Consider the following 24,614-nt stretch of genomic DNA (forward strand, 5'->3'; position numbering starts at 1 on the left):
AGCCTGGTTGCTGGGTACTGCTACGAACTAGGAACCAGCAACCAGGAATGCCTTTTTGTTTTTTATACCAACGTGAATCGTTGGGTTGCGTCAGGCTTATTATTGGCCGTAAACGTCATACTTGAAGTATTTCGCTTCGATTTTCTGGTACTCGCCTTTCGCGCGCAGAGCATCGATCGCTGCGTTCAGTTTCTCAGTCAGATCTTTGTCTTGCTTACGTGTTGCGATACCAAAACCATCACCGAACCACTTAGGATCAGTCAGAGAAGGACCTACGAATTCGTAACCTTCACCACCTGGTTTGTTCAGAACGCCATCTTCCAACGCTGACGCATCGCCAAGAACCGCTGCGATACGGCCGTTCGCCAGATCCAGGTACGCTTCATCAAATGAACCGTAACGAACAATCTCAACGGCATCACCATAGTTATCAGTCAGGTATTTGTCGTGAGTCGTTGCGCGTTGCACACCAATTTTCACGCCTTTCAGGCCTTCTTTGGTGAAGTCCAGATTAGCCCCTTTCTTTGCGATAAATTTGTTCGGGATCAGAGCGTACTTGTGAGTGAAATCGACTTTCTTCTTACGCTCTTCAGTGATAGACATCGCCGCGATGATCGCATCGTATTTACGAGCTAGCAGAGAAGGAATGATGCCGTCCCAATCTTGAGGAACGATCTTACATTCAACCTGCATCTCTTTACACAATGCGTTCGCCATATCAACGTCGAAGCCTTTTAGAGAGCCATCAGCTTCCGTCCAGCTAAATGGAGGGTATGCGCCTTCAATACCAAAGCGAACGGTTTTCCATTCTTTCGCCTGGGCTACACCAGTTACTGCAGTTGCAGCTAAAGCCGTCACTAATAACCACTTTTTCATTTCCATACTCCTGTGATTGTATTGTTGTGTTTGTTAATTCTGTCAGCGAAGAGTCTGCATCACGGCACCAATCAAAGGGTGTCCGACTGCACAATCTTGGGCATTATCAGTAAATCGATGAAATAAACTGTTTGAGTCGCTCCGAGTCCGGATTGCTGAATAGTTTCGTCGGATCGCCTTGCTCTTCCACCAGGCCCTGATGTAGGAACATCACATGGTTAGACACATCGCGGGCAAAGGCCATTTCGTGTGTCACCACCAACATGGTTCGCCCTTCTTCTGCCAAATCTCTCATAACCCCAAGAACTTCACCAACCAGTTCCGGGTCGAGCGCAGAAGTCGGCTCATCGAACAGCATCACTTCAGGATCAACGGCTAATGCACGGGCGATAGCCGCACGCTGTTGCTGACCACCCGATAAGTGTCCTGGGTAGTAGTCACGACGCTCATAAAGGCCCACTTTCTTGAGCAGCATCTCTGCATTCTCAATGGCTTGAGCTTTAGGAACACCCAGAACATGAACTGGCGCTTCGATAACGTTCTCAAGCACCGTCATGTGTGACCATAAGTTGAATCCCTGAAAAACCATGGCCAGGCGCGAACGGATGCGCTGAACCTGTTTTTCGTTGGCAGGAGAAGATTCACCCTGACGGTTCTTCTTCATCTGGATCATTTCACCTTTCACCCAGATTTCACCTGCGGTTGGGGTTTCAAGTAAGTTAATGCATCTAAGAAAGGTACTTTTGCCTGAACCGGATGAGCCGATGATAGAAATCACGTCACCTTTGTGAGCCTGAAGTGAAATGCCCTTCAGTACTTCGTTCTGGCCAAATGTTTTGTGCAGGTTTTTTATATCCAGCGCTGGTACATCAGTCATGCGCTCTAACTCCCTGTATTTTTTATCACTGCCGAGCATTCCAGCCCAATTTCCGATACAAACTAGCACTCTCCCCAGGAACATGCAACAAATTATTAACCTATAAAAGCGGGATATTTAGTTGTTTTATCTGAGTATAAATTCATAATTTAGCCAATTCTTCTCCAAACAACGCATAGAATCACATTACATCAGAACAAAAACCCATCGAACTTTATTAACATTTTTATAAAAACAAGACCTGCCGCAAGATTTCTGGGCAACATTTGTCACCTAGTGACACATCTCTCAAACTGTACATTTTCCCGGTAGGAAACCTTACATTATGAAAAAAAATTTCATTCACATTTGCCGCTATCTGGCTGATTTTATTTACGTAATGTAGTTTTCTTTCATATCTATTCTTAAAGTGATCAAGATCAATCACCCTAAAGAGTTAGCACGTTAAACTCGCCAACAAATAAAAGAGTAAATAAAAACTCTGTATTCAATCAGTTGGTTATGCATTGTTGTTGCTAAAATGAACAGTTATGCAGTTTCAACCTTTTCGCTTCGGCAAGTTTTATAGAATTCAACAAAGAATTACTTACTTTTATAAATATGAGGAATCTATGTCAGACGTAGTCAATAAAGAGCGCTCAGACATCGAGACAAAGAGCTACAGTGAGCTCCACCGTCCATCATCTGAGTTTGCAAGCCGCTCCGATTACCTAGACCACGAACTGCAGATCATGAAGCCACGTCGCTTCGGTTTGAACCTGCCAGGTCGTGACTTCCGCTTTGAACTTGAAGACTTAGTTCCGGCACTGGCAGGGACCATCGGCATTATCGCGATGTACTCCGCTGTTATGATGTCTTGGGCCGACGGTCTGACGCAGGCGTGGGACCACATTACTCTGGGTAAAGAGTTTGCGATTGAAGTCGCGCGTGTAGAAATGCTATTCCCTGCTCTGTTCTTCTGTGTCATCGCGTCGGGCTTTTTAAACCCGCGTGCGAACTTGGCAGGCAACCATGGTCCAATGATTCCTCTTATCGGCTCAATTGCACTGGCCGGTGCTCACCCTCTTGCATTGGCAATTTTGCTTGGTGTGTTCGGCTTGCTGCTGAGCTATTTCAAAGGCGGCTCCAAGCTGGTCAACCTCACTTCGGAAGGGACCGCCGGGGGCTTACTGATTTTCCTCGGTTTTACCGGGACCATGAGCCAGATCACCTCCATTCAGGAATGGGCAACCAGCCTGCATTCTGCTGACGTTGTCGCGGGCAGTATGGGTTATGTCGGCCTTGTCGTTCTGGGCGTGAATATCGTGATTTATGCGATTCTGGCCAAGCTGAACCTGCGCTGGCTGGCCATTCCGGTGTGTGCATTCACTGGACTGATCATCGCTTTGTTATTCGGTGCAGGTTTCGACCTGCGTTTCGAAACGCAAATGGGTCTGCCTAACCTAAATCCGGTGTACTGGTGGGGATCAACCACTGAAGGCTGGATGCTAGGCATGCCAACGGTAGAACATTTTATTGCGTCACTGCCATTTGCCATTCTGGCGGTTGCGATGTGGTCACCAGACTTCCTGGGCCACCGTATCTTCCAAGAACTGAACTACCCTCGTAAAACTGAAAAAGTGCTGATGGATGTGGATGACACCATGACCATGTGTTCTATCCGTCAGATGGTGGGTACAGCTCTGGGTGGCGGTAACATCACCTCTTCTTGGGGTACGTACATGATCCCTGCAGCGATCGCGAAGCGTCCAATCCCTGGTGGTGCGATCATTCTTGGCCTGCTGGTGATGACCATTGCGATTCTGGGTTTCCCTATGGACGTCGCGGTCTGGCCTCCGGTGATGCGCTGTGCTCTGTTGGTGGGTGTATTCCTTCCTTTATTAGAAGCTGGTATGCAGATGGTTAAAGACACAAAAGATTCACAAGCCGCTGGTATCTGTATCTTTGGTTCTGCGGTCGTCAACCCGGTACTTGCGTGGGCATTGACCATGCTGCTGGATAACAACGGCCTGATCGGTGACAAAGAGCGCGCATCTAAACTTTCGTTTGTCGATAAAATCGTCATTCCTGGCGGTGTGTTGGTTATCTGTTTAATTGCTATGCTTGCAGTAGGTATGTTGGAAAGCCAATACGGTCTGAAAGCTTGGCTACACTAAGTAAGCCAGATTCAAAAAAATATTGGGTAGTGCATTGCACTACCCAAACTTTATTTTAATTTTTTAAGATTTATTGATTTAGTTTAAGGTTTGCGAGTTTTTTTTAGCTTAAATTGAAAATCAAGGGGAACAAATAACAATATCTATATTCAAACGGATGAGTATAATTTTCGAACATAGATTGAATATAGATATTGTTATTCAAAGAGTGTACTGACTCCTGTACTCATGCAGGATAGCTGGCTCAACGGCGAACAGTACGTGTTTTTTCTACTAAAAAGGTAGGTATGTCATGGCAGAGCAATTTGCTAAAGCTTGGGAAGGTTTTGCGGCAGGTGAGTGGCAAAACGAAGTAAACGTTCGTGATTTTATTCAAAAGAACTACACACCGTATGAAGGCGACGAATCTTTCCTAGTTTCTGAAGGTACCGAAGCAACGAACAAGCTTTGGGCACAAGTAATGGAAGGCATCAAACAAGAGAACTCTACTCACGCTCCTGTTGATTTCGACACTTCTGTTATCTCTACCATCACTGCTCACGATGCAGGCTACATCAACAAAGACCTGGAAAAAATCGTAGGTCTTCAAACTGAAAAACCTCTGAAACGTGCGATCATCCCTAACGGTGGTATCCGCATGGTTGAAAGTTCTTGCCAAGCTTACGGTCGCGAACTGGATCCTCAAGTTAAGAAAATCTTTACTGAATACCGTAAAACACACAACCAAGGCGTGTTTGACATCTACACTCCAGAAATCATGGCGTGTCGTAAATCAGGCGTACTGACTGGTCTTCCAGACGCATACGGCCGTGGCCGTATCATCGGTGACTACCGTCGTGTTGCACTGTACGGTATCGACTTCCTGATGGCAGACAAATTCGCTCAATTCACTTCTCTTCAAGAGAAATTTGAAAACGGCGAAGATCTGCAAATGACCATGCAACTGCGTGAAGAAATCGCAGAACAACACCGTGCGCTTGGCCAAATGAAAAAAATGGCAGCGAAATACGGTTGCGACATCGGTCGCCCAGCTGAAAACGCGCAAGAAGCAATTCAGTGGACTTACTTCGGCTACCTGGCTGCAGTGAAATCTCAAAACGGTGCTGCAATGTCTCTGGGTCGTACTTCGACTTTCCTAGACGTGTACATCGAACGCGACATGAAAGCTGGCAAGATCACCGAAGCAGAAGCTCAGGAAATGATCGACCATTTCGTCATGAAACTGCGTATGGTGCGTTTCCTGCGTACTCCTGAGTATGATGAACTGTTCTCTGGCGACCCAATTTGGGCAACTGAGTCTATCGGTGGTATGGGTCTTGACGGCCGTACTCTAGTTAGTAAATCTAACTTCCGCTTCCTGAACAGCCTGTACACCATGGGCCCTTCTCCAGAGCCAAACATCACTGTGCTTTGGTCTGAAAAACTGCCTGAAGGCTTCAAGAAATTCTGTGCAAAAGTATCTATCGACACGTCTTCTATTCAATACGAAAACGACGATCTGATGCGCCCAGACTTCAACTCTGATGACTACGCAATCGCATGTTGTGTATCACCAATGGTTGTTGGTAAACAAATGCAGTTCTTCGGTGCTCGTGCAAACTTGGCGAAAACTATGCTTTACACCATCAACGGTGGTGTTGATGAGAAATCTAAAGCACAAGTTGGTCCTAAAATGCCAAAAATCACTTCAGACGTTCTGGATTACAATGAAGTGTGGGAAAAAATGGACCACTTCATGGACTGGCTGGCAAAACAATACGTCACTGCATTGAACGCTATCCACTTCATGCATGACAAATACAGCTACGAAGCGTCTCTGATGGCTCTGCATGATCGTGACGTCACTCGTACTATGGCTTGTGGTATTGCTGGTCTGTCTGTAGCGGCTGACTCACTGTCTGCTATCAAGTACGCGAAAGTGAAACCAATCCGTGACGAAGATGGCGTTGCAGTCGATTTCGAAATCGAAGGTGACTACCCTAAATTCGGTAACAACGATTCACGCGTTGATGACATCGCATGCAAACTGGTTGAAGTATTCATGAACAAGATTCGTGAACTGAAAACTTACCGCAACGCGATTCCAACTCAGTCTATCCTGACTATCACGTCAAACGTGGTATACGGTAAGAAAACAGGTAACACTCCTGACGGTCGTCGTGCTGGCGCTCCATTCGGTCCTGGTGCAAACCCAATGCACGGCCGTGATGAGAAAGGTGCAGTCGCGTCTCTGACTTCAGTAGGTAAACTACCATTTGCTCACGCTAAAGACGGTATCTCTTACACCTTCTCTATCGTGCCAAATGCACTGGGTAAAGACGAAGGTTCACAACGCGCTAACCTTGCTGGTCTGATGGATGGTTACTTCCACCACGAGACTGGTATCGAAGGTGGTCAACACCTGAACGTGAACGTACTGAACCGTGACACTCTGCTAGATGCAGTGAAGAACCCAGAGAAGTACCCACAACTGACTATCCGTGTATCAGGTTACGCAGTTCGCTTTAACTCTCTGACTGCTGAACAGCAGCAAGATGTTATCGCACGTACTTTCACTGAATCTCTATAAGATTGAGTCTGAGTCGATAAAACCAATCCCCGCTCATTGAGCGGGGATTTTCATTTCAGTCCAAACCTATTGCAGGCCAATTAAATCGCTTGCATATCAACACAATCCCGCCCGCAAATTTGTCGTTCAAATATCACTTTTCCTCAATAATTCAGTAAATTGCGTTACTATCTTCGTTCAATGACGGAATGATGTAGCTACCTTATGAAGTTTTTTCGCCTGTTTCCTATTGCCCTGTTTTCAGGCGCTGCGATTGCCTCTTCTCAGGCAACGTTTTCACTCCATTTAGATAACGATGGTGTTTTTGGTGTTGACGAAGAATACACCAACGGGATTTTCCTGACTTACACCTCTCAAGGCATCACTCCATATTGGTGGGCTAAACCGCTCAGTCTTTCAGCCTGGGGCGCAAACAGCTTAGATAAATGGGAGATCAGCGTCGGCCATAAGATGTGGACACCGTCAGACATCACTCTCGAAACCCCGCAGCCCAACGAACGCCCATACGTCGGTTATTTGCATGCTGAGTTCAATTATCTGAGTTTGCATCCGCAGCAAGCGCAGCGATTCAACTTAACCATTGGCACCACAGGTGAAAACTCAATGGCAGAGAAAGCGCAGATACTGGTACACGGCATTACCAAATCAGACGACCCCAACGGTTGGGACTATCAGGTCGAAAACAAAATCGCCGGCAGCGTCGGCTATCTTGGCCACTTTAGCTGGATGCGCACCCGTTCTTTAGGAGGGCTCGAATGGGACATTGCTAATGTGTCAGAAGTGAATGTGGGCAACTTTCGCAGCGATGCATCGACCGGAGTGATGCTCAGATGGGGGCAAGATCTGGCTGGCAACTTTGGCAGTGCACAAATTTCCGCGGAAAAGCCTTTTCTTCCCGGCATGATTGGCGCTTCAACCCACGGCTGGTTCCTGTTTGGTGGTGTGGAAGGACGTTATCGGTTCAACGACCTTACCATTGAAGGCAATCGTCCGCTGAATGGGTTGGAACATGAAGCGAACTACTATGATGTGACTTTAGAACCTTGGCAGGCCACTGCGGTACTGGGTGCCGCCTGGTATGGGTCACTGATTGGCGCGAGTATCGCAACAACGGCCAATACCGCAGAGTACAAAGAAAGCTCTCGCAATATCCACGGTACTGGCTCATTTACGCTTTATGCGTTTTTCTGATCGGTCATCGCTAAATGGTGAATCGCTGACAATCGCTATTGAGGCTGGTTGAACGCTGATCCACCACTTGGCTGGTCGAGCGTAACTGCTCATTATTGTCTTCCAATTGTTTCATCGCCACCGAAATCTGAATCATACTGTCTGCCATGGACTGACTGGTGGTCGCTAACTCTTTCATCGACGCAAAAATCACTTCCGTCTGGTGCGCTGCTTGTTCAGCCTTTTCCGTAATATGAGTCAGCGCTTCCATTGCTTCGAGTCCACGCTCCTGTCCCACTTTCATACTGTGTTCAGATTGCCCGATAAACTGAATCACTTCGGCGCTCTCTTTTTTCATGGTTTCAATCGTTCCCGAAATTTCAGTCACCGCATTCACCGTGCGCACCGCCAAGCTGCGAACTTCATCCGCCACGACGGCAAAGCCGCGTCCCTGCTCACCTGCTCGCGCTGCTTCGATCGCAGCGTTGAGAGCCAGCAAGTTAGTTTGTTCAGCGATGCCATTGATGATTTCCATCACCGAATCAACTTTAGACGATGCCTGTTCTAACTGCTGAATATGACCTGCTGCGGAGTTAAGGATCTTACCCACCTCCTCCAGCGAACCGATCGCGGCGGCAATGACTTTCGAACCGTCTTCCGCAGCCTGAGTGGAAGATTTACTGACATCAGACACAAACTCCAGAGAGTTCGACACTTCTTGAGTCGTCACACTCACCTCTTCAGTCGCAGAAGCCAACAATTGCGTCTGACCAAGAATATCGGATTGGCTGCGTGCCAGGTTATCGATGCCTGAATTAAGCTCAGCTGCGTCACCAGACAAAGCTTGGCTGCGATCCTGAACCGCCTTGACCAGCTCGCCTAAGTTTTCGCAGCTCTGGTTAATGGCCACTGCCAGCTGGTTAAACTCATCATTGGTGTTGCGTGTAATCGCCAAACGCTGGGACAAATCACCGGCAGACAAACGTTCAAGAATCGCTTTGGTTTGCGCCAAAGAGCGTGAGAGTGAAAGGCTCAGCATGACAAAGATAGAGATAGTAATCACCGCCAGCGCTGCACAAGCCACCAGCACAGACCACAATGTCTTGTTACCAGAACTCTCCGCGGCATTGCGGAATTGCGTGCTCATGGACTCCAATTTTTCAGAAATCGTTTCAATCAATTCGCGAGCCTGAGTTTCGCTGCCGACTAATGCCGCTTCCTGCTCTTTAACCTGCTGGGATAACTCGCTCACACGCGCAAAGGTGGTTTTGAACTGTTCGATTTCTTTTTTATACAGCTCCAACATCGCATAGGAATTCGAGGAGCTGACAAATCCCGCCATCGCACGGTTAAAGAGTTTCAGATTTTGTTCGTTCGGTTGAAGTAAGTAATTCTGCTGAGTTTTGATCATCGCCTGAAAATCAGAATTGATGGTCACCATACCGGTTTCTTCAATTTTCTTTTCAATCGTTGTCGCCAATGATTTCAACTCGCCCAGTTTGCCTTCATCAACATTGAAACCCAACTCGGCTTTGATCGCCATCCATGGACGCAGTGCACCATCGAAAGACTGAATCGCCTGACCAAGCTGGTTGGCTTCATTGTCAAAACCAATGGATTTGAGGAACTGGACGTCTTTGTCCACTTCGGTCATCAGCTCTTTTAACTGGGTGGTTGTTTCACCAATTTGCGTGGCATTGAGGTCGTCACGCTCGGCGGCCAGCGTTAATAATTTGGCCTGAGTTGAATGGATTGCAACGGTACCAGAACTGATGTTACTGCTGTTTTGGTACTGACTGCTCATACTTTTCAGACTCGAGGCAGTATAGAGTCCTAAAGCGATGAAACCGATGCAAAGAACAACGATAAATACGCTGATTTTTTGTTTCTGAGAAAGATTAAGTACTTCCATGTAATGATTCCTTACCACTGTGCAAGTGACTATCGACATCAAGGAAAACGTGTGTGCTTTGTGTAAATATTCTTATAATTGGCAACATTCTTATAACACAGTTTTGTACAAAATCGATTGTTTTTCTACCAGTTGTAAGTAGCCCACAGATTGAGTAAGGAAAACCTATTTAAACCCTACCTTTTGTAATAAAATAACGAACACACTCAGCAAATGAGAGCAACTTATGTCTACTATTGGTCGTATCCATTCGTTTGAATCTTGCGGCACTGTCGATGGCCCCGGTATTCGATTTATTGTCTTCCTCCAAGGTTGCTTATTCCGTTGTAAGTACTGCCACAATCGCGATACATGGGACACTCATATTGGTAAAGAAGTGTCAGTGGATGAGATCATTGCAGAAGCGAAATCCTACCGCCATTTCATGAACGCGTCAGGCGGCGGCGTGACCTGTTCGGGTGGCGAATCTATGCTGCAACCAGAATTTGTGCGCGATTTTTTCCGCGCAGCGCAAGCGGAAGGGATTCATACCTGTCTTGACACCAACGGCTACATTCGCAAATACACCCCTGTTATTGATGAAGTACTGGAAGCCACTGATCTGGTGATGCTGGATATCAAACAGATGCAGGATGAAATTCATCAGGACCTGATTGGTGTTTCCAACAAACGCACTTTGGATTTTGCCCGTTACCTGCAAAAGTTGGGTAAGAAGACCTGGATTCGTTACGTAGTCGTTCCCGGCTATACCGATGATGATGAATCAGCGCATCTGCTTGGCCAGTTTATTCAGAACATGGACAACGTTGAGAAAATTGAGTTGTTGCCGTATCACAAACTTGGCGCACACAAGTGGGAAGCGATGGGTGAAGAATATCCTCTTGAGGGCGTGAACCCACCAAGCAAAGAAACCATGGACAAAATCGTTTCAATCCTTGAGCAGTATCACTCAAACGTAAAATACTGATTCAATCTGCTGCATGAATCGTAAAAAATACCAGCCGTCGTGCTGGTATTTTTTTGAGGATTTCATGTGCAGTTAGAAGAGTTGGCATCCCTGATCATTGTTTTAATCTTTCTCGCTCTGGCTTTACGCGATGTCAGGAGCACCTTCTGGCCCAAATTTACTCACGAGAAATCTTTCCAACATCTCACCTACTTCGTGATTTTTGCGCTGTTTTTGCTGTGGTCGGCTCAGGCCAGTGTCAAAGAAGGCTTGCAGATTCATTTTCTCGCACTGACAACGTTAACCATGATGTATGGCTGGCGCTGTGCATTTGTGTTAACACTACCTGTCACCGTCGCGCTGGTCGTTGTCGGCAAGCTTGGGCTCTATGATGTCCCCGAATATCTGCTACTGTCCGTCCTGCTGCCAATTTTGATCAGTTACGCCATTTTTGCCCTGAGTTATCATTACCTGCCACGGAACATTTTTGTGTTTATTTTTGTTGCAGGTTTCTTTAACGGCGGCATGACGGGGAGTTTACATCTGCTGCTCAACACGCTTTACCAACTCACGTTTGGCTCACACGACTGGCACACCATTTACGATAACTACCTCATCTTCGTCCCTTTGCTGGCCTTTCCTGAAGGGTTACTTAATGGCATGGCTCTGGCCATTTTGTCGGTATTTAAGCCTGAATGGTTGCGCGTTTTCTCTGACAGAGACTATATCTACAACCACTACCATAAGTAATGAGACTGATACGCACCAATCTCACATTGAAAGAGATATCACCGCTCAGATACTTCAGCGCGCGGGACTAAACTTTGATAAGAAAAGTTGCAGATATTTTGTACTTTCTCCATTAAATCCGTGTTGAGATCATGTTTCAGAGTTACCCAATGCTGTTAACCTTAACTCAGAAAAATTACACAGTTTAACTTTAGTGAGGCCAGCTATGGAAATGACAAACGCACAACGTCTGATCCTGTCTAACCAGTACACATTAATGTCTCAGCTTGATCCGGAAAATGCAGCCAAGTACCAACGCCTGCAAACGATCGTTGAGCGCGGTTATGAGCTGCAAATGTGCGAGCTCAACAAAGAATTCGGCTGCATCTCTGAAGCGCAATGCCGTGAAGTCATCGACATCATGGAGATGTACCACGCGATGCAAGAGTCCTTCAACATGCTTGAAGAGCATGAACGTAAAGACGTGGATGCTCGCCGCCTGAACTTCCTGGGCTACGACAACGCTTCAGAATCGCAATTGGTGAATTACGTCCGCTTCCTGACCAATTCTGAAGGTCTGTATCCGCAGTTTGACAAAGGCGACCATCACTTTAATAGCCAAACGCCAATGCAGGAAAAATACCGCCGCATGCTGACTACCTGGCGCAACTGCCCTCGTCAGTACCATTTGTCTGCGAGCGAGTTAAGACAAATTTTCAACGCATAAATCAATGAGAAAAGGCTGGTTAAACCAGCCTTTTTCATGCCTGACCTAGCAACGATCTTACGTTTAGAAGACGTAAGCAATACCCAGCGTTCCCATCGTGCTGGTGTCACGGCCAACGACCGGACTCGCCGACAGATCGCCGTCTAAGTTCGAATAACGAATGCCACCGCTGACGCGAATGCTTCGGGTCACTGACCAGTATGCCGTGGCACCAATAAAGTACTGACCATCCCAATCGGCTTCATACTCCGCCAAACCACTGCGCGCAGACTCTTCGGCCGAGACGCCATACAAGTGATTATTCAGTTTGTCAGAATTGTACGAGTAACCAATCGCCGGAGTAATGCCCCAGTTATCAAACCGCAGGGGTAAACGCCAGGCTATCTCCGCATACATACCGTCATGACGCCCAGCAACATCAGCGCCAACTGAGGCTTCCCACATACCCACGAAGGTGCGCATTTGATAACTCACACCACCCAGCACCGTTGACTTACGTTTATCCAGCAAACGAATTTGTGGATCATCCGAGTCATCTGGCTTCAGTGTCCGAGGATCATACGCCAAGCGAAACACGATATTGTGGTCTGAACCCATGGGAAACAAGCGATAGCCTGCGGTAAACCCGCGCAGGAACAGATGTTCTCCTTCGTAACCAATCAAGGGGATAACGGTGCGGTCTGATGGAGTGTCTTTGTACACTGCGGGTGAATACGCCGCCGCAACGCCCAGTGACCACTGAGACATTTCCGCGTGCGCAAAGGTAGATACAGCCAGGACAGGTAGTGCCCAGACTGCCTTAAAAATTGAATAACGCATACTGACCTTGTGAAATCGTTCTAATTAAAATTGGATTTTGATGATACGACGAGTGCGTTCCACTCACAATCTTTGCTCGGACTTTCACCGTTTTTCGCCATCGATTCTCGACCTATCTTCTGTTAACTCTCTTAATCATTCGAAAATCTTATTGAACGATCTGTGAACATTCACCGTAAAAATACACGTAAGAAAAGGCGCTAAATCAGTCACGATTTTGAAATAAACACATAATCTCTAAGCAAAATAGACAATTGCGAACTAGGCTTAGATCGTTAGGGATTTGTGTTTTTAAGCGGTTGTATGTCATCACGACATTTTCAGAGGGGAATCACTATGAGTATTTTTGACCACTTTCAGGCACGCTATGAAGCAGCCAAGGACGAAGAGCTTTCCATTCAGGAATTTCTAGCTCTGTGTAAAGAAGACAAAAGTGCTTACGCCAACGCAGCGGAGCGCTTGCTAATCGCTATCGGCGAACCCGAGTTTGTCGATACATCAAAACACCCGCGTCTCAGTCGAATTTTTTCAAACCGTGTGATTTCTCGCTACAAAACGTTCGAAGACTTCTACGGTATGGAAGACGCTATCGAACAAATCGTTTCTTACCTCAAACACGCTGCCCAAGGACTGGAAGAGCGTAAACAGATCTTGTATTTACTCGGCCCGGTGGGCGGCGGTAAATCATCGCTGGCAGAAAAGCTGAAAGCTCTGATGCAGCAAATGCCAATTTATGTGTTGTCAGTCAACGGGCAACGCAGCCCGGTAAACGATCATCCATTCTGTCTGTTTGACGTCAACGAAGACGGCGACCTGCTGAAACAGGAATACGGTATCGAGAAACGTTACCTGCGCTCTATCATGTCTCCTTGGGCGGCAAAACGCCTGCATGAATTCGGTGGTGATATTACTAAGTTCAAAGTCGTCAAAGTGCGTCCTTCCATTCTGGACCAAATCGCGGTTGCCAAAACGGAGCCGGGCGATGAGAACAACCAAGACATTTCATCACTGGTGGGTAAAGTCGACATTCGTAAACTGGAACATTTCTCTCAGGATGATCCGGATGCGTATAGCTACTCAGGTGCGCTATGCCGAGCCAACCAAGGCTTGATGGAATTCGTTGAGATGTTCAAAGCACCAATCAAAGTCCTCCACCCGTTGCTGACCGCAACGCAGGAAGGCAACTATAACGGTACTGAAGGCCTGTCTGCCCTGCCGTTTGATGGCATGATTCTGGCGCACTCGAACGAATCTGAATGGCAAACTTTCCGCAACAACAAAAACAATGAGGCCTTCCTTGACCGTGTGTACATCGTCAAAGTGCCTTACTGTCTGCGTGTATCGGAAGAAGTCAAAATTTATCAGAAACTGCTCGACCATAGTGAACTATCGCAAGCACCATGCGCGCCAAGTACATTGGATCTATTGGCCCAGTTCAGCGTGCTCTCTCGTCTGAAAACACCAGAAAACTCGTCCGTGTTCTCCAAAATGCGAGTCTACGATGGTGAAACACTCAAAGATACCGACCCGAAAGCAAAAAGCTATCAGGAGTATCGCGATTACGCCGGTGTGGATGAAGGGATGTCCGGTCTGTCGACCCGTTTCGCGTTCAAGATCCTGTCACGCGTGTTCAACTTCGACCACAGCGAAGTGGCCGCAAACCCGGTTCATCTGTTCTACGTTATTGAGCAACAAGTCGAGCGTGAGCAGTTCCCGCAAGAAACCGCCGATCGCTATCTGGAATTCCTCAAAGGCTATCTGGTTCCGCGTTATGTGGAATTTATTGGCAAAGAAATTCAGACCGCTTACCTCGAGTCTTACTCGGAGTACGGTCAGAATATTTTCGACCGTTATGTCACCTACGCTGACTTCTGGATTCAGGATCAGGAATACCGCGACCCTGAAACCGGCCAGCTGTTTGACCGTTCAGCCCTGAACAGTGAACTGGAGAAAATTGAGAAAACCGCAGGCATCAGTAACCCGAAAGATTTCCGCAACGAAATCGTCAATTTCGTGTTGCGTGCCCGTGCCAACAACAATGGTCAGAACCCGGTTTGGACCAGCTACGAAAAACTACGCACCGTGATCGAGAAAAAAATGTTCTCGAATACCGAAGAGTTACTTCCTGTTATCTCCTTCAATGCGAAAACCTCTTCTGATGATCAGAAGAAACACGACGACTTTGTCGCCCGTATGATGGAGAAGGGCTACACAGAGAAGCAAGTCCGATTGCTGTCTGAGTGGTATTTACGCGTTCGTAAATCCTCTTAACAGTCAATCAGCCCTGGCATAAGTGGCGGTGGCATTCGGATAGGATGCCACTTCTGCTGGTCTAACACTCAGGGCAGGCCCGAAGTCGTATGAGCGAACAACGCTCAATGGGGGACGTTTACAGGGAGAATCTCATGGCGCAATTTATCGACAGAAGGTTGAACGGCAAGAACAAGAGCGCAGTCAACAGACAGCGTTTCTTACGCCGTTACAAAGAGCAGATCAAGGAATCGGTCGCCGATGCCGTAAATCGTCGTTCCATCACCAACACAGAAACGGGCGAAGATGTTTCCATTCCGCATCGTGACATTAAGGAACCGGTTTTCCATCAAGGCAAAGGCGGCCTGCGTGAGCGCGTGCATCCGGGTAACGACCAATTCATTCGCGGCGACAAAATCGAACGCCCGAAAGGCGGTCAGGGAGGCGGATCCGGTGAAGGAGAAGCCAGTCCCGACGGCGAAGGTCAGGATGATTTTGTATTTCAGATTTCAAAAGACGAATATCTGGACATTCTGTTTGAAGACCTTGAACTACCCAACCTGAAGAAAAATCAGGTCAATAAAATCCGTGAATGGAAAACGCATCGCTCCGGTTTCCAGACCGCGGGGATTCCAGCCAACATTTCCGTGGTGCGCTCGCTACAGCAATCGCTCGCTCGCCGCACGGCCATGACGGCAGGTAAACGACGTCTCATGCATGAACTCGAAGCAGAACTCGAACGTATCCAGAATTCGGAGCCTGCTCAAATGCTGGAAGAACGTCGTATCAAACAAGAAATTGAAGAGCTGCGCAAAAAAATTGAAAGCGTACCTTTCATCGACACATTCGATTTACGCTTCAAAAACTATGAAAAAAGACCGGTGCCTTCCAGTCAGGCCGTCATGTTTTGTCTGATGGACGTTTCCGGCTCTATGGATCAGGCCACCAAAGACATCGCCAAACGTTTTTATGTCTTGCTGTATCTGTTCCTGACCCGAACCTATGAAAACGTTGAAGTGGTTTTCATTCGTCACCACACACAAGCCAAAGAAGTGGATGAACACGAGTTTTTCTATTCTCAGGAAACCGGGGGCACCATTGTCTCCAGTGCGCTCAAGCTGATGCATGAAATCATCGAGGCGCGTTATCCACTCGGAGAATGGAATATCTACGGCGCGCAAGCTTCCGACGGCGACAACTGGGCCGACGACTCACCTCGTTGTAAAGAGTTACTGACGAACAAACTCCTGCCCTACTGCCAGTACTATGCGTACATCGAAATTACTCGACGCTCGCATCAGACTCTGTGGCATGAATACGAAAAACTGCAGCCTTCATTCGATAATTTTGCAATGAAGAACATTCGTAATGTGGAAGACATTTTCCCTGTGTTCAGGGAGCTGTTCCATAAGGAAACGGCATAGGGGGAGCGCACATGACTACGAAAACCAAAGCAACACCAAAGCGCAAAGCGAAGAGCAAGATGCTGCCCGACGGGCCAGACTGGACTTTTGATTTGCTTGAGCGTTACCACGTTGAAATCAAACGGGTTGCCGAACATTACAAATTGGATACGTACCAGAATCAGATTGAAGTGATCACCTCTGAACAGATGATGGATGCCTATTCCAGTATCGGTATGCCGATTAATTACAATCACTGGTCGTTTGGTAAAAAATTCATTCAGACTGAGCAGAATTACAAGCACGGCCAGATGGGGCTCGCGTACGAAATCGTGATCAACTCGGACCCGTGTATTGCCTATCTGATGGAGGAGAACACCGTCACCATGCAGGCATTGGTGATGGCCCATGCGTGTTACGGACATAACTCGTTTTTTAAGGGCAACTACTTGTTCCAAACCTGGACAGATGCCAGTTCTATTATCGACTACTTGCTGTTTGCCAAAAACTACATCACCCAGTGTGAAGAGAAGTATGGCGTCGCCGAAGTAGAACAGCTACTGGACTCGTGCCATGCCCTGATGAATTATGGGGTTGACCGCTACAAACGGCCGGAGAAAATCTCGATCGCAGAAGAAAAGGCCCGTCAGGAAGAACGTGAAGCCTACCTGCAATCGCAGGTTAACGAACTGTGGCGCACCGTACCGAAGAAAGCCACCGAGACGGAGGGGCAACGTCATTTCCCGAGTGAGCCTCAGGAAAACATTCTCTACTTTATTGAAAAACATGCCCCACTGCTGGAACCTTGGCAGCGAGAAATCGTGCGTATCGTGCGTAAGGTCAGCCAGTATTTCTACCCGCAGAAACAGACGCAGGTCATGAATGAAGGCTGGGCCACCTTCTGGCACTACACTATTCTCAACCATCTTTACGATGAAGGGCTGGTGTCAGACAAATTCATTCTGGAATTCCTGCATAGTCATACCAGCGTTGTGGCTCAGCCCCCCTATAACAGCCAGTATTACAACGGCATTAACCCTTATGCGCTGGGTTTTGCGATGTTCCGCGACATCAAACGAATTTGTGAAGAACCGACTGATGAAGACCGGGAATGGTTCCCGGAACTGGCGGGATCCGACTGGTTGGAAGCGGTACATTTTGCCATGCATAACTTCAAAGACGAAAGCTTCATCAGCCAATACCTGTCACCGAAAATCATTCGTGACTTTAAACTGTTCGCCATCTCCGATGATGACCACAAAAACTTCATCGAAGTCAGTGCGATCCACGACGACCTGGGCTATCGCCAGATACGGGAGAAACTGGCCGCTCAGTACAACCTCAGCAACTTAGAACCAAACATTCAGGTCTACAGCGTTGACGTGCGTGGTGATCGTTCCATTACGCTACAGTACGTCCCACACGATCGTATTCCTTTAGATCCAAGCTATGAGGAGGTGCTGAAACACATGCACCGCCTGTGGGGTTTTGAAGTCAAACTAGAGGAGGTCAAGGAAACAGGAAGAAGAGAGATCCTCGCAACCTGCCCGAAGAGGAATGACTTCGAGAGTCATAATTAAACGGGCAAAACACAACATCTAACATTCTATTTGTAATAAAAAGCCCCGGGATTAACGGGGCTTTTCTTTATCTGTTGGTCACCATTAACCGACAATGCGGCGTACAGCGTCCAGATCTTCTGCCGTATCTACACCAGCAGGTGGCGCTTCCAATGCAACCGCAACATGGATTTTCTCACCATACCAAAGCACACGAAGCTGCTCGAGGCACTCAATTTTTTCCAACTGACTGGCAGGCCATTGAATATAAGTATTGATGAATCCTGCGCGATACGCGTAGATACCAATATGACGCATCAGAGGCTGAACGACGGTTTTGTCTTTGGCAAAGTTATCACGATCCCAAGGAATCGTTGCACGGCTGAAATAGAGCGCGTAGCCATCTTTGTCAGTGACCACTTTCACCGCATTCGGGTTAAACACTTCGTCTTCATGGCTGATTTCAACCGCCAGTGTCGCCATTGGTGCTTGGCTGGCAGCCAGATTATCGGCCACCTGACGAATGATACTCGGCGGGATTAACGGCTCGTCTCCCTGAACATTGACGATGATGTGGTCATCTTCGATACCCATCAATTTAACCACTTCAGCCAGACGTTCAGTGCCTGATTGATGATCCGGTGACGTCATACAGACTGTGCCACCAAACGCCAGCACCGCTTGCTCAACTCGCGCATCATCCGTTGCGATAATGACACGCTCAGCACCCGCTTGCATGGCTTGTTCATACACCCATTGCACCATAGGTTTGCCTGCGATATCCGCCAGCGGCTTACCCGGCAAGCGAGTTGACTGATAGCGCGCAGGAATGACGACCGTAAATGACATTAGCGTCCCTCATCCATCGACATAGTGCGAGCTTCGCTTTCCAGCAGCACTGGAATGCCCTCTTTGATCGGATAAGCAAGGCGATCCAACTTACAAATCAGCTCTTGGTTATCTTTATCGTAAGTCAGTTTGCCTTTACATACCGGGCAAGCCACGATCTCAAGCAGACGGTGATCCATACTGTTCCATTACCTCTTTAATTGTTTCCAGAATGCACTGTTTATCTTCGGCGGCAATCTCCGCTGAAACAGGTAAATACCACCAGTTTTTCTCGGCAAAGCCGGTGCATTTGACGGCATCTTTTTCTGTCATGATGACATGGTCCCCTTGGCTGGCTAACGCGCGCAGCTCAGAGACATCAAATTCTTTATGATCGGCAAAACCGTAAGTAACTACAGGTTTTGCACCTAACTCGTTGAGCGTATTAAAAAAACGAGGTGGATGACCAATGCCAGCCCAAGCGACCAGATTGGTCAGTTCGCTGACCGATATTTTTTCACCTGTCTGCAAATTGATCGCCAAACCGGGCTTTAGGCTCATTGCGATTTCGCCATCCTGAGCCACTCCACCATTGGTAATGATGAAGTCGACCTCTTTGAGCCTGGCAATCGGTTCACGCAGCGGGCCTAATGGAATCATCTGTTCGTTACCAAAACGGCGGGCGCCATCGATCACTACGAACTCAATATCTCGTTCCAGAGCGTAATGTTGCAACCCATCATCGGTGACAACGATATCAATTTGTTGATTTAGCAAAGCCTTGACTGCATTAGCACGAACCGGATCCACCGCGACCGGCACACCCGTGCGTTGATGGATAAGTTTCGGTTCGTCGCCACAATGAGCAGCTGGAGTTTGTCCATCGACTAACAGTGGGTAGCGCGGCGCTTTGGCACCATAACCACGAGAAACAACGCCAGGCTTGTAACCTAGTGATTGCAGCGTCTCCACCAGCCACACCACCACAGGTGTTTTACCATTTCCACCCGCGGTGATATTGCCAACCACAATGACTGGTACCGGAGCCTTGTAGCTGTGTTTTTTTCCGTTTTGGTAGCTTTCTCGGCGCGAGCGACTCACAGCCGAGAAGATCAAGCTCAGTGGCCACAAAATCGGCCACAGCAGGTAAAACATGGGATGGCGGTGAAACCAGATTTTCTCAATCACGTGTTATTCACCGAACTGAATACGGTGTAGCTGAGCGTATGCGCCATCTTTAGCCAGCAGCTCAGCATGTTTACCGCGCTCAATAATTTCACCTTCATCGACCACCAGAATCTCATCAGCCTGTTCGATCGTCGACAAACGGTGCGCAATAACCAGAACCGTTTTGTTCTTTTGCAGCTCATCCAGCGCAGCCTGAATTGCGCGTTCAGATTCCGTATCCAGCGCCGAGGTCGCTTCATCCAAGATCAGTACAGGGGCATCACGCAATAACGCACGCGCAATCGCGATACGTTGGCGTTGACCACCGGACAAGCTGGCGCCGTTTTCGCCAATCATCGTATCCAGACCATCTTCCATGTTCTGGATGAAATCCATCGCATGCGCGAGACGCGCCGCTTCTTCAATCTGCTCACGGGTAAAGTCGCCTTCTGCCGCATAAGCAATGTTGTTGGCGATGGTGTCGTTGAACAGATGCACGTTTTGCGATACCAGAGCGAAGTGCTGGCGCAGGTTCGTCAGTTTGTAATCGCGGATATCGTGATCATCCAGTGTGATCGACCCCGAATCAACGTCATAAAAACGCGTAAACAGATTTGCGATGGTCGATTTACCGGATCCAGAGCGGCCAACCAAAGCCACCGTTTTCCCTTGCGGGATGGTAAAACTCACATGCGACAGGGCTGGTTTTTCTTTGCCTTGGTAGGTGAACGTTACATCTTTAACAGCGATCTCACCACGTACTTTGTCCGTTTCAAACTTGCCGTTGTCGGTTTCGGTTTCCAGCGCCATCAGTTGGAACAGAGTCTGACTCGCTGCCATACCGCGCTGGAAGTCTGATGTCACGTTGGTCAGCGCCTTCAAAGGGCGCATCAGGCCAAACATCGCAGAGAAAATTACCGTGAACGTACCTGGGGTCAGTTGATCGCGCACAGAATCAAAGCTTGCCAGATATAAAACGGCAACCAAGGCCATTGAGGCAATCATCTGAATCACAGGGTTCGCAATGGATTGAGCGGACACCAGTTTCATCGTTTGTTGGCGCATTTTGTTGCTGACGGTTTCAAAACGCTTGGTTTCTACGTCCTGACCACCGTAGCTCAGTACCACTTTATGGCCTTTCAGCATCTGTTCCGCCGATGCAGTCACATGACCCATGGTGGTTTGCATGTTTTTCGAGATCTTGCGAAAACGCTTTGAGACGACGCGAATGCCCAAAGCAACAATCGGCGCGACGACCAGCAAGACCAGCGATAACTGCCAGCTGTTCCAGAACATCAGCACCAGCAAACCGACGATGCTTGCCCCTTCACGGACGATGCTGACCAATGCTTTGCTGGTAGCACCGGCAACCTGCTCGGTATCGTAAGTAATACGTGATAGCAAACCACCTGTCGATTCGCGGTCAAAGAAACTGACGGGCATATGCATGAACTGGTTGAAAATACGGCGGCGCATCAGCATCACCACGTTCCCGGAAACCCAGCTTAAGCAGTAAGAAGAGACGAATCCGCTGAGGCCCCGAAGAAACATCAGGCCAAGAATGATAAACGGCAGCGTTTTAAGGAAATTAGATTCCGCTTGACCAAACCCTTCATCCAATAAAGGTTTAAGTAGCGAGATCATATAGGTATCAGAAACGGCGTTGATAACCAGAGCGATAACGGCGACCACTAACCCAGATTTGTAAAGGCGGATATAAGTCCATAAACGCTTAAACGTTTTCCAGGTGGTTTCGTCAGAATTCAGTGACATAGATATGCTTTATTTTTATGACAATATTGCGCTCATTCTACCCCTTTACGTAGCATCTGCCTATACCATGAAGGATTTCCTATGTGGCGCAGAGTCGATAGCTGCCGGGATTGAGCTTGATAAGTCAGAGTGATTTGCCCCGCCTCGCCAGTATCAAGCCAGTCGGACCCCGCATCCACATAACGCGCCACCACACTGCGATGCGGCAACTGCCATTGATTCCCTTTCGCCAGAGACGCAATGGCCACTTGCGGGGAAACCCGCTCGATAAACTGACGCGTTGAGGACGTTTTACTGCCGTGATGAGGCACAATGATGACATCGCTCTGAATATCCATGGGTTGCCGACTGAGTAACCACTCACCGACTGCCGTAACATCGCCAGCCAGAAGTAGTGAATGACCGTATTCAGGATCGCTTAATCGAATCACGCACGACTGCAGATTATAAGCACGATTGACGGTTTGCGGCGGCCACAGTGCCGTCATCGTCAGTCCTTGCCATTCCCACTGTTCTCCCGCGTGGCAAGCCTGCCAATTTGGACCAGACTGACTCGCCACAACCCATTTCGGGGACAATAAGGTTTCGGCGTCTTTTAAACCACCAGCGTGGTCATTGTCTGTATGGCTGAGAATTAAACCATCCAGAGAGTCCATACCGCGCTGATTGAGTATTGGAACAATCAAAGAGCGAACGTAACTACCTTCAGGCCAGCCACTGCCGGTGTCGTACAACAGGGCGTTGTTATTCCGTTCAATCAACACTGCCAGACCGTGCCCGACATCAAGGATGTCAACTCGCCAACGCTCATCGTGTGGGGTAAAAAAGCCAAAGCCAAGTAACGCAATTCCCGCATAGAGTTGAGCTCGCCAGCTTAATACCGGGCGGCAAATCCAAAGGAGAAGTCCAACGCTAAATACGACCGTCGCCGTCTGACTTACAGCAATCCAGCTCGATCCCGCCCATTCCAGTGCCCGCTGCAGTGGCCAGAAGCTCAGGTCAATCCCACGCCACAGCCAGGTGATATCTCCGACAAAGTTAGTGAGAAACAGTGCAAGAAACAGCAGCGGCACGATGACAAAGCTGAAGTAAGGAATAAAAATCAGGTTATAGAGTGCCGACGAAACACTGAACCCGGAGAAAAAATACGCGGAAACTGGAATCATCATAATGACTAACGAGCATTGCATCGTCAGCCATTTTCGCCAGCCATGAGGTGTTGTTCGGTCTGCCAATTGATACAAAACCAACGCGACCGCCAAGAATGAGAGCCAGAAACTGTTGGAGAGCGGCGCAAACGGCGTCACGATTAATACCGCAGCAAGGGTGATAAGGATTCGCTGCACCGCCGTCACACGCACGCCACTCATCGTGAGAGCGACGTTGAGACCGCACATCAACAAAGCGCGCTGGGTCGGCAAGGTAAATCCTGCCAGCCATGCATAAATCGTGGCAATACACATCCCGCAAACGAAAGGCATCCACAGCAAACTGACATGCAGCCGCATCATCGCACTTCCAATCAGATAACCAATCGCGAACGCCATGCCAATATGCAAACCGGATATCGCCACCAGATGGATGAGTCCGCTATTTCTCAGTGCGCTCCATTCAGCTTCATGAATGCCGTTGCGGTCACCAAATGTCAGCGCCAAGAGCATGCCTTGAAAAGGGCTATTTTGCGTCCATGTTTTGATTTGGCGGTGCAACATACTGCGAAAATTCGGCGTTGAAACGACCTCAAATTTTGACTGAGGTTTAACGTTCACTCTCGCAACCCAACCCTGACTGAAGTAGTAAGCTTCTAAGTCAAAACCGGCCTCATTACGGCGGCCATAAACGGGTTTAACCATTACAGAAAACTCAAACTGATCGCCAATTTGCAGATCGACCGGAGCAATTAACCGCACTTTCGGCTGCCAAAAAGTGCGCAATTCTTGTCCATTGATTGATCTGACTACTACAGTCCCTTCATAACCATAACTAATTTGTTTAAAAAAGCTGTCAACTTCACCTTTTATGGTAATATCCTGCCCTGCTTGAAAAATAGTGTTGGATTGAGATCTCACAACGTTGCCGTGTGTTACTATCACTAACAAGGCAAGCGCGATCCCGCCAAAAACTCTGAATCGGCTCACCACGAGCGTGGTCATCAGAGCAGCAAGGCAAATGAATGCAAAATCCCACTCTGGCATCCACGGCCAAAGGGGCGCAGACAATACGGTGAGCGAGAACGAAGCGAGCATCCAGTAATTCGAATAGAGAGTCATGTTCCCCTATGCCAAGAAAATTCATTAAGCGGTTCATGCCTGACCATGATGTGATTAAGCGTCAAAAGGCATTAAAAGTTTTTGGCAATGTGCTGTATAACCCGAACTTGTGGTGTCTCAATCGACGCTCTGCTGCGGGCGCTTTCGCCGTTGGTCTGTTTATGGCGTTTGTTCCACTGCCAAGTCAGATGATCATGTCAGCCGGGCTTGCCATTTTATGTGGTGTGAACTTACCTCTTTCTGTGGCTCTGGTCTGGATTACTAACCCCATCACGATGCCAGTCATTTTTTACTTCTGTTACAAACTCGGCGCATGGCTGATGAATGTACCGCCGCAGCCGTTTCATTTTGAGCTGACCTGGGATTTCATCATGCAACAAATGAGTACCATCGGGCCTCCGTTCCTGCTAGGTTGTGGCGTATGTGGTGTGGTGGCTGCGTTTCTTGGCTATTTTGGTATTCGCGGCCTGTGGCGCTATTCCGTGGTTCGCAGCTGGCAAAAACGCCGCGTGACGAAAATGCCCTCCAAGATAATCTGAAGGCGTTAGCGCTGTGCAGCATTTAATTAGCGCTGAGAGCGATG

General features: G+C 48.1%; 19 protein-coding genes. 10 read left to right on the forward strand and 9 right to left on the reverse strand.

All coding sequences use genetic code 11. The annotated features are described in order from the left end of the window. Nucleotides 1–99 precede the first annotated feature (99 nt). A complete protein-coding gene (locus tag JIG40_RS14780; RefSeq protein WP_020327769.1) occupies nucleotides 100–876 on the reverse strand; it encodes an ABC transporter substrate-binding protein in 777 nt (258 codons plus the stop codon). 106 nt (nucleotides 877–982) lie between these two features. Continuing rightward, on the reverse strand, nucleotides 983–1,753 hold the full coding sequence (locus JIG40_RS14785) for an ABC transporter ATP-binding protein (RefSeq protein ID WP_020430058.1): 771 nt from the start codon (nucleotides 1,751–1,753) through the stop codon (nucleotides 983–985). Between the two features lie 611 nt (nucleotides 1,754–2,364). On the opposite strand from JIG40_RS14785, the gene JIG40_RS14790 reads away from it, so the two are divergent. The 3 genes from JIG40_RS14790 (at nucleotide 2,365) to JIG40_RS14800 (ending at nucleotide 7,669) form a co-directional block, all read left to right on the forward strand. Further along, nucleotides 2,365–3,909 carry a DUF3360 family protein gene (locus tag JIG40_RS14790; protein WP_024373518.1) on the forward strand — a complete coding sequence of 515 codons (1,545 nt, stop codon included), beginning with the start codon at nucleotides 2,365–2,367 and terminating at the stop codon, nucleotides 3,907–3,909. A gap of 292 nt (nucleotides 3,910–4,201) precedes the next feature. Further along, on the forward strand, nucleotides 4,202–6,478 hold the full coding sequence (pflB, locus tag JIG40_RS14795; RefSeq protein ID WP_020327772.1) for a formate C-acetyltransferase: 2,277 nt from the start codon (nucleotides 4,202–4,204) through the stop codon (nucleotides 6,476–6,478). 204 nt (nucleotides 6,479–6,682) lie between these two features. Next, the gene (locus JIG40_RS14800; protein WP_158151337.1) at nucleotides 6,683–7,669 is read left to right on the forward strand and encodes a lipid A-modifier LpxR family protein; all 987 of its coding nucleotides are present in this window, start codon (nucleotides 6,683–6,685) and stop codon (nucleotides 7,667–7,669) included. Between the two features lie 10 nt (nucleotides 7,670–7,679). Here the strand turns inward: JIG40_RS14800 and JIG40_RS14805 are convergent, their stop codons facing one another. Then, entirely contained in the window at nucleotides 7,680–9,560 is a 1,881-nt protein-coding gene (locus tag JIG40_RS14805) for a methyl-accepting chemotaxis protein (RefSeq protein ID WP_154184584.1), read from the reverse strand. Nucleotides 9,561–9,786: 226 nt separating this feature from the next. Here JIG40_RS14805 and pflA point away from each other — a divergent pair, with 226 nt between their 5' ends. The 3 genes from pflA to JIG40_RS14820 all read left to right on the forward strand — a co-directional run bounded on the left by pflA (nucleotide 9,787) and on the right by JIG40_RS14820 (nucleotide 11,962). Beyond that, nucleotides 9,787–10,527, forward strand: a complete 741-nt coding sequence (gene pflA / locus JIG40_RS14810; RefSeq protein ID WP_199465582.1) for a pyruvate formate lyase 1-activating protein — start codon at nucleotides 9,787–9,789, stop codon at nucleotides 10,525–10,527. Nucleotides 10,528–10,593: 66 nt separating this feature from the next. Then, nucleotides 10,594–11,256 carry an energy-coupling factor ABC transporter permease gene (locus JIG40_RS14815; RefSeq protein ID WP_020327776.1) on the forward strand — a complete coding sequence of 221 codons (663 nt, stop codon included), beginning with the start codon at nucleotides 10,594–10,596 and terminating at the stop codon, nucleotides 11,254–11,256. A gap of 205 nt (nucleotides 11,257–11,461) precedes the next feature. Further along, complete coding sequence (locus tag JIG40_RS14820) at nucleotides 11,462–11,962, forward strand: YfbU family protein (protein WP_020327777.1); 501 nt, start codon at nucleotides 11,462–11,464, stop codon at nucleotides 11,960–11,962. Between the two features lie 63 nt (nucleotides 11,963–12,025). Here the strand turns inward: JIG40_RS14820 and JIG40_RS14825 are convergent, their stop codons facing one another. After that, a complete protein-coding gene (locus JIG40_RS14825; RefSeq protein WP_154184586.1) occupies nucleotides 12,026–12,781 on the reverse strand; it encodes a MipA/OmpV family protein in 756 nt (251 codons plus the stop codon). Between the two features lie 336 nt (nucleotides 12,782–13,117). Between JIG40_RS14825 and JIG40_RS14830 the strand changes: the two genes are divergently transcribed. From JIG40_RS14830 to JIG40_RS14840, 3 genes are all read left to right on the forward strand, one after another. Continuing rightward, complete coding sequence (locus tag JIG40_RS14830; protein WP_020327779.1) at nucleotides 13,118–15,052, forward strand: PrkA family serine protein kinase; 1,935 nt, start codon at nucleotides 13,118–13,120, stop codon at nucleotides 15,050–15,052. Between the two features lie 134 nt (nucleotides 15,053–15,186). Further along, nucleotides 15,187–16,455: a DUF444 family protein gene (locus tag JIG40_RS14835; RefSeq protein WP_020327781.1), complete on the forward strand. Its 1,269-nt coding sequence runs from the start codon at nucleotides 15,187–15,189 to the stop codon at nucleotides 16,453–16,455. Between the two features lie 11 nt (nucleotides 16,456–16,466). After that, nucleotides 16,467–18,014 (forward strand): SpoVR family protein, encoded by a 1,548-nt coding sequence (locus JIG40_RS14840; RefSeq protein ID WP_199465583.1) that lies wholly within the window; start codon nucleotides 16,467–16,469, stop codon nucleotides 18,012–18,014. An 84-nt stretch (nucleotides 18,015–18,098) separates the two neighbouring features. On the opposite strand, the gene kdsB is transcribed toward JIG40_RS14840, so the two are convergent. From kdsB to JIG40_RS14865, 5 genes are read right to left on the reverse strand one after another with little or no spacing between them, the layout of a single operon-like run. Then, nucleotides 18,099–18,842, reverse strand: coding sequence for a 3-deoxy-manno-octulosonate cytidylyltransferase (gene kdsB / locus JIG40_RS14845; protein ID WP_158151341.1), 744 nt, complete (start codon nucleotides 18,840–18,842; stop codon nucleotides 18,099–18,101). Beyond that, a complete protein-coding gene (locus tag JIG40_RS14850) occupies nucleotides 18,842–19,021 on the reverse strand; it encodes a Trm112 family protein (protein ID WP_020327784.1) in 180 nt (59 codons plus the stop codon). Before JIG40_RS14850 ends, kdsB begins: the two co-directional genes overlap by 1 nt. Beyond that, nucleotides 19,002–20,009, reverse strand: a complete 1,008-nt coding sequence (lpxK, locus tag JIG40_RS14855) for a tetraacyldisaccharide 4'-kinase (protein ID WP_199465584.1) — start codon at nucleotides 20,007–20,009, stop codon at nucleotides 19,002–19,004. The genes JIG40_RS14850 and lpxK overlap by 20 nt, the downstream gene beginning before the upstream one ends. Nucleotides 20,010–20,012: 3 nt before the next feature. Then, complete coding sequence (msbA, locus tag JIG40_RS14860) at nucleotides 20,013–21,761, reverse strand: lipid A ABC transporter ATP-binding protein/permease MsbA (protein WP_020327786.1); 1,749 nt, start codon at nucleotides 21,759–21,761, stop codon at nucleotides 20,013–20,015. A 32-nt stretch (nucleotides 21,762–21,793) separates the two neighbouring features. Next, entirely contained in the window at nucleotides 21,794–24,031 is a 2,238-nt protein-coding gene (locus tag JIG40_RS14865) for a DNA internalization-related competence protein ComEC/Rec2 (RefSeq protein WP_199465585.1), read from the reverse strand. 8 nt (nucleotides 24,032–24,039) lie between these two features. Here JIG40_RS14865 and JIG40_RS14870 point away from each other — a divergent pair, with 8 nt between their 5' ends. Beyond that, the gene (locus JIG40_RS14870) at nucleotides 24,040–24,570 is read left to right on the forward strand and encodes a DUF2062 domain-containing protein (protein ID WP_020327788.1); all 531 of its coding nucleotides are present in this window, start codon (nucleotides 24,040–24,042) and stop codon (nucleotides 24,568–24,570) included. Nucleotides 24,571–24,614 lie beyond the last annotated feature (44 nt).

It is taken from the genome of Vibrio sp. bablab_jr001 (assembly GCF_016464285.1).
Taxonomy (GTDB): Bacteria; Pseudomonadota; Gammaproteobacteria; order Enterobacterales; family Vibrionaceae; genus Vibrio; species Vibrio fluvialis.

Coding starts and splice junctions, on each gene's coding strand:
- JIG40_RS14840 (WP_199465583.1), top strand. CDS start 16,467: ATGACTACGAAAACCAAAGCAACACCAAAGCGCAAAGCGAAGAGCAAG.
- JIG40_RS14820 (WP_020327777.1), top strand. CDS start 11,462: ATGGAAATGACAAACGCACAACGTCTGATCCTGTCTAACCAGTACACA.
- JIG40_RS14785 (WP_020430058.1), bottom strand. CDS start 1,753: ATGACTGATGTACCAGCGCTGGATATAAAAAACCTGCACAAAACATTT.
- JIG40_RS14830 (WP_020327779.1), top strand. CDS start 13,118: ATGAGTATTTTTGACCACTTTCAGGCACGCTATGAAGCAGCCAAGGAC.
- kdsB (WP_158151341.1), bottom strand. CDS start 18,842: ATGTCATTTACGGTCGTCATTCCTGCGCGCTATCAGTCAACTCGCTTG.
- JIG40_RS14800 (WP_158151337.1), top strand. CDS start 6,683: ATGAAGTTTTTTCGCCTGTTTCCTATTGCCCTGTTTTCAGGCGCTGCG.
- JIG40_RS14850 (WP_020327784.1), bottom strand. CDS start 19,021: ATGGATCACCGTCTGCTTGAGATCGTGGCTTGCCCGGTATGTAAAGGC.
- JIG40_RS14870 (WP_020327788.1), top strand. CDS start 24,040: ATGCCAAGAAAATTCATTAAGCGGTTCATGCCTGACCATGATGTGATT.
- JIG40_RS14835 (WP_020327781.1), top strand. CDS start 15,187: ATGGCGCAATTTATCGACAGAAGGTTGAACGGCAAGAACAAGAGCGCA.
- JIG40_RS14825 (WP_154184586.1), bottom strand. CDS start 12,781: ATGCGTTATTCAATTTTTAAGGCAGTCTGGGCACTACCTGTCCTGGCT.
- pflA (WP_199465582.1), top strand. CDS start 9,787: ATGTCTACTATTGGTCGTATCCATTCGTTTGAATCTTGCGGCACTGTC.
- JIG40_RS14865 (WP_199465585.1), bottom strand. CDS start 24,031: ATGACTCTCTATTCGAATTACTGGATGCTCGCTTCGTTCTCGCTCACC.
- msbA (WP_020327786.1), bottom strand. CDS start 21,761: ATGTCACTGAATTCTGACGAAACCACCTGGAAAACGTTTAAGCGTTTA.
- JIG40_RS14805 (WP_154184584.1), bottom strand. CDS start 9,560: ATGGAAGTACTTAATCTTTCTCAGAAACAAAAAATCAGCGTATTTATC.
- JIG40_RS14780 (WP_020327769.1), bottom strand. CDS start 876: ATGAAAAAGTGGTTATTAGTGACGGCTTTAGCTGCAACTGCAGTAACT.
- JIG40_RS14790 (WP_024373518.1), top strand. CDS start 2,365: ATGTCAGACGTAGTCAATAAAGAGCGCTCAGACATCGAGACAAAGAGC.
- pflB (WP_020327772.1), top strand. CDS start 4,202: ATGGCAGAGCAATTTGCTAAAGCTTGGGAAGGTTTTGCGGCAGGTGAG.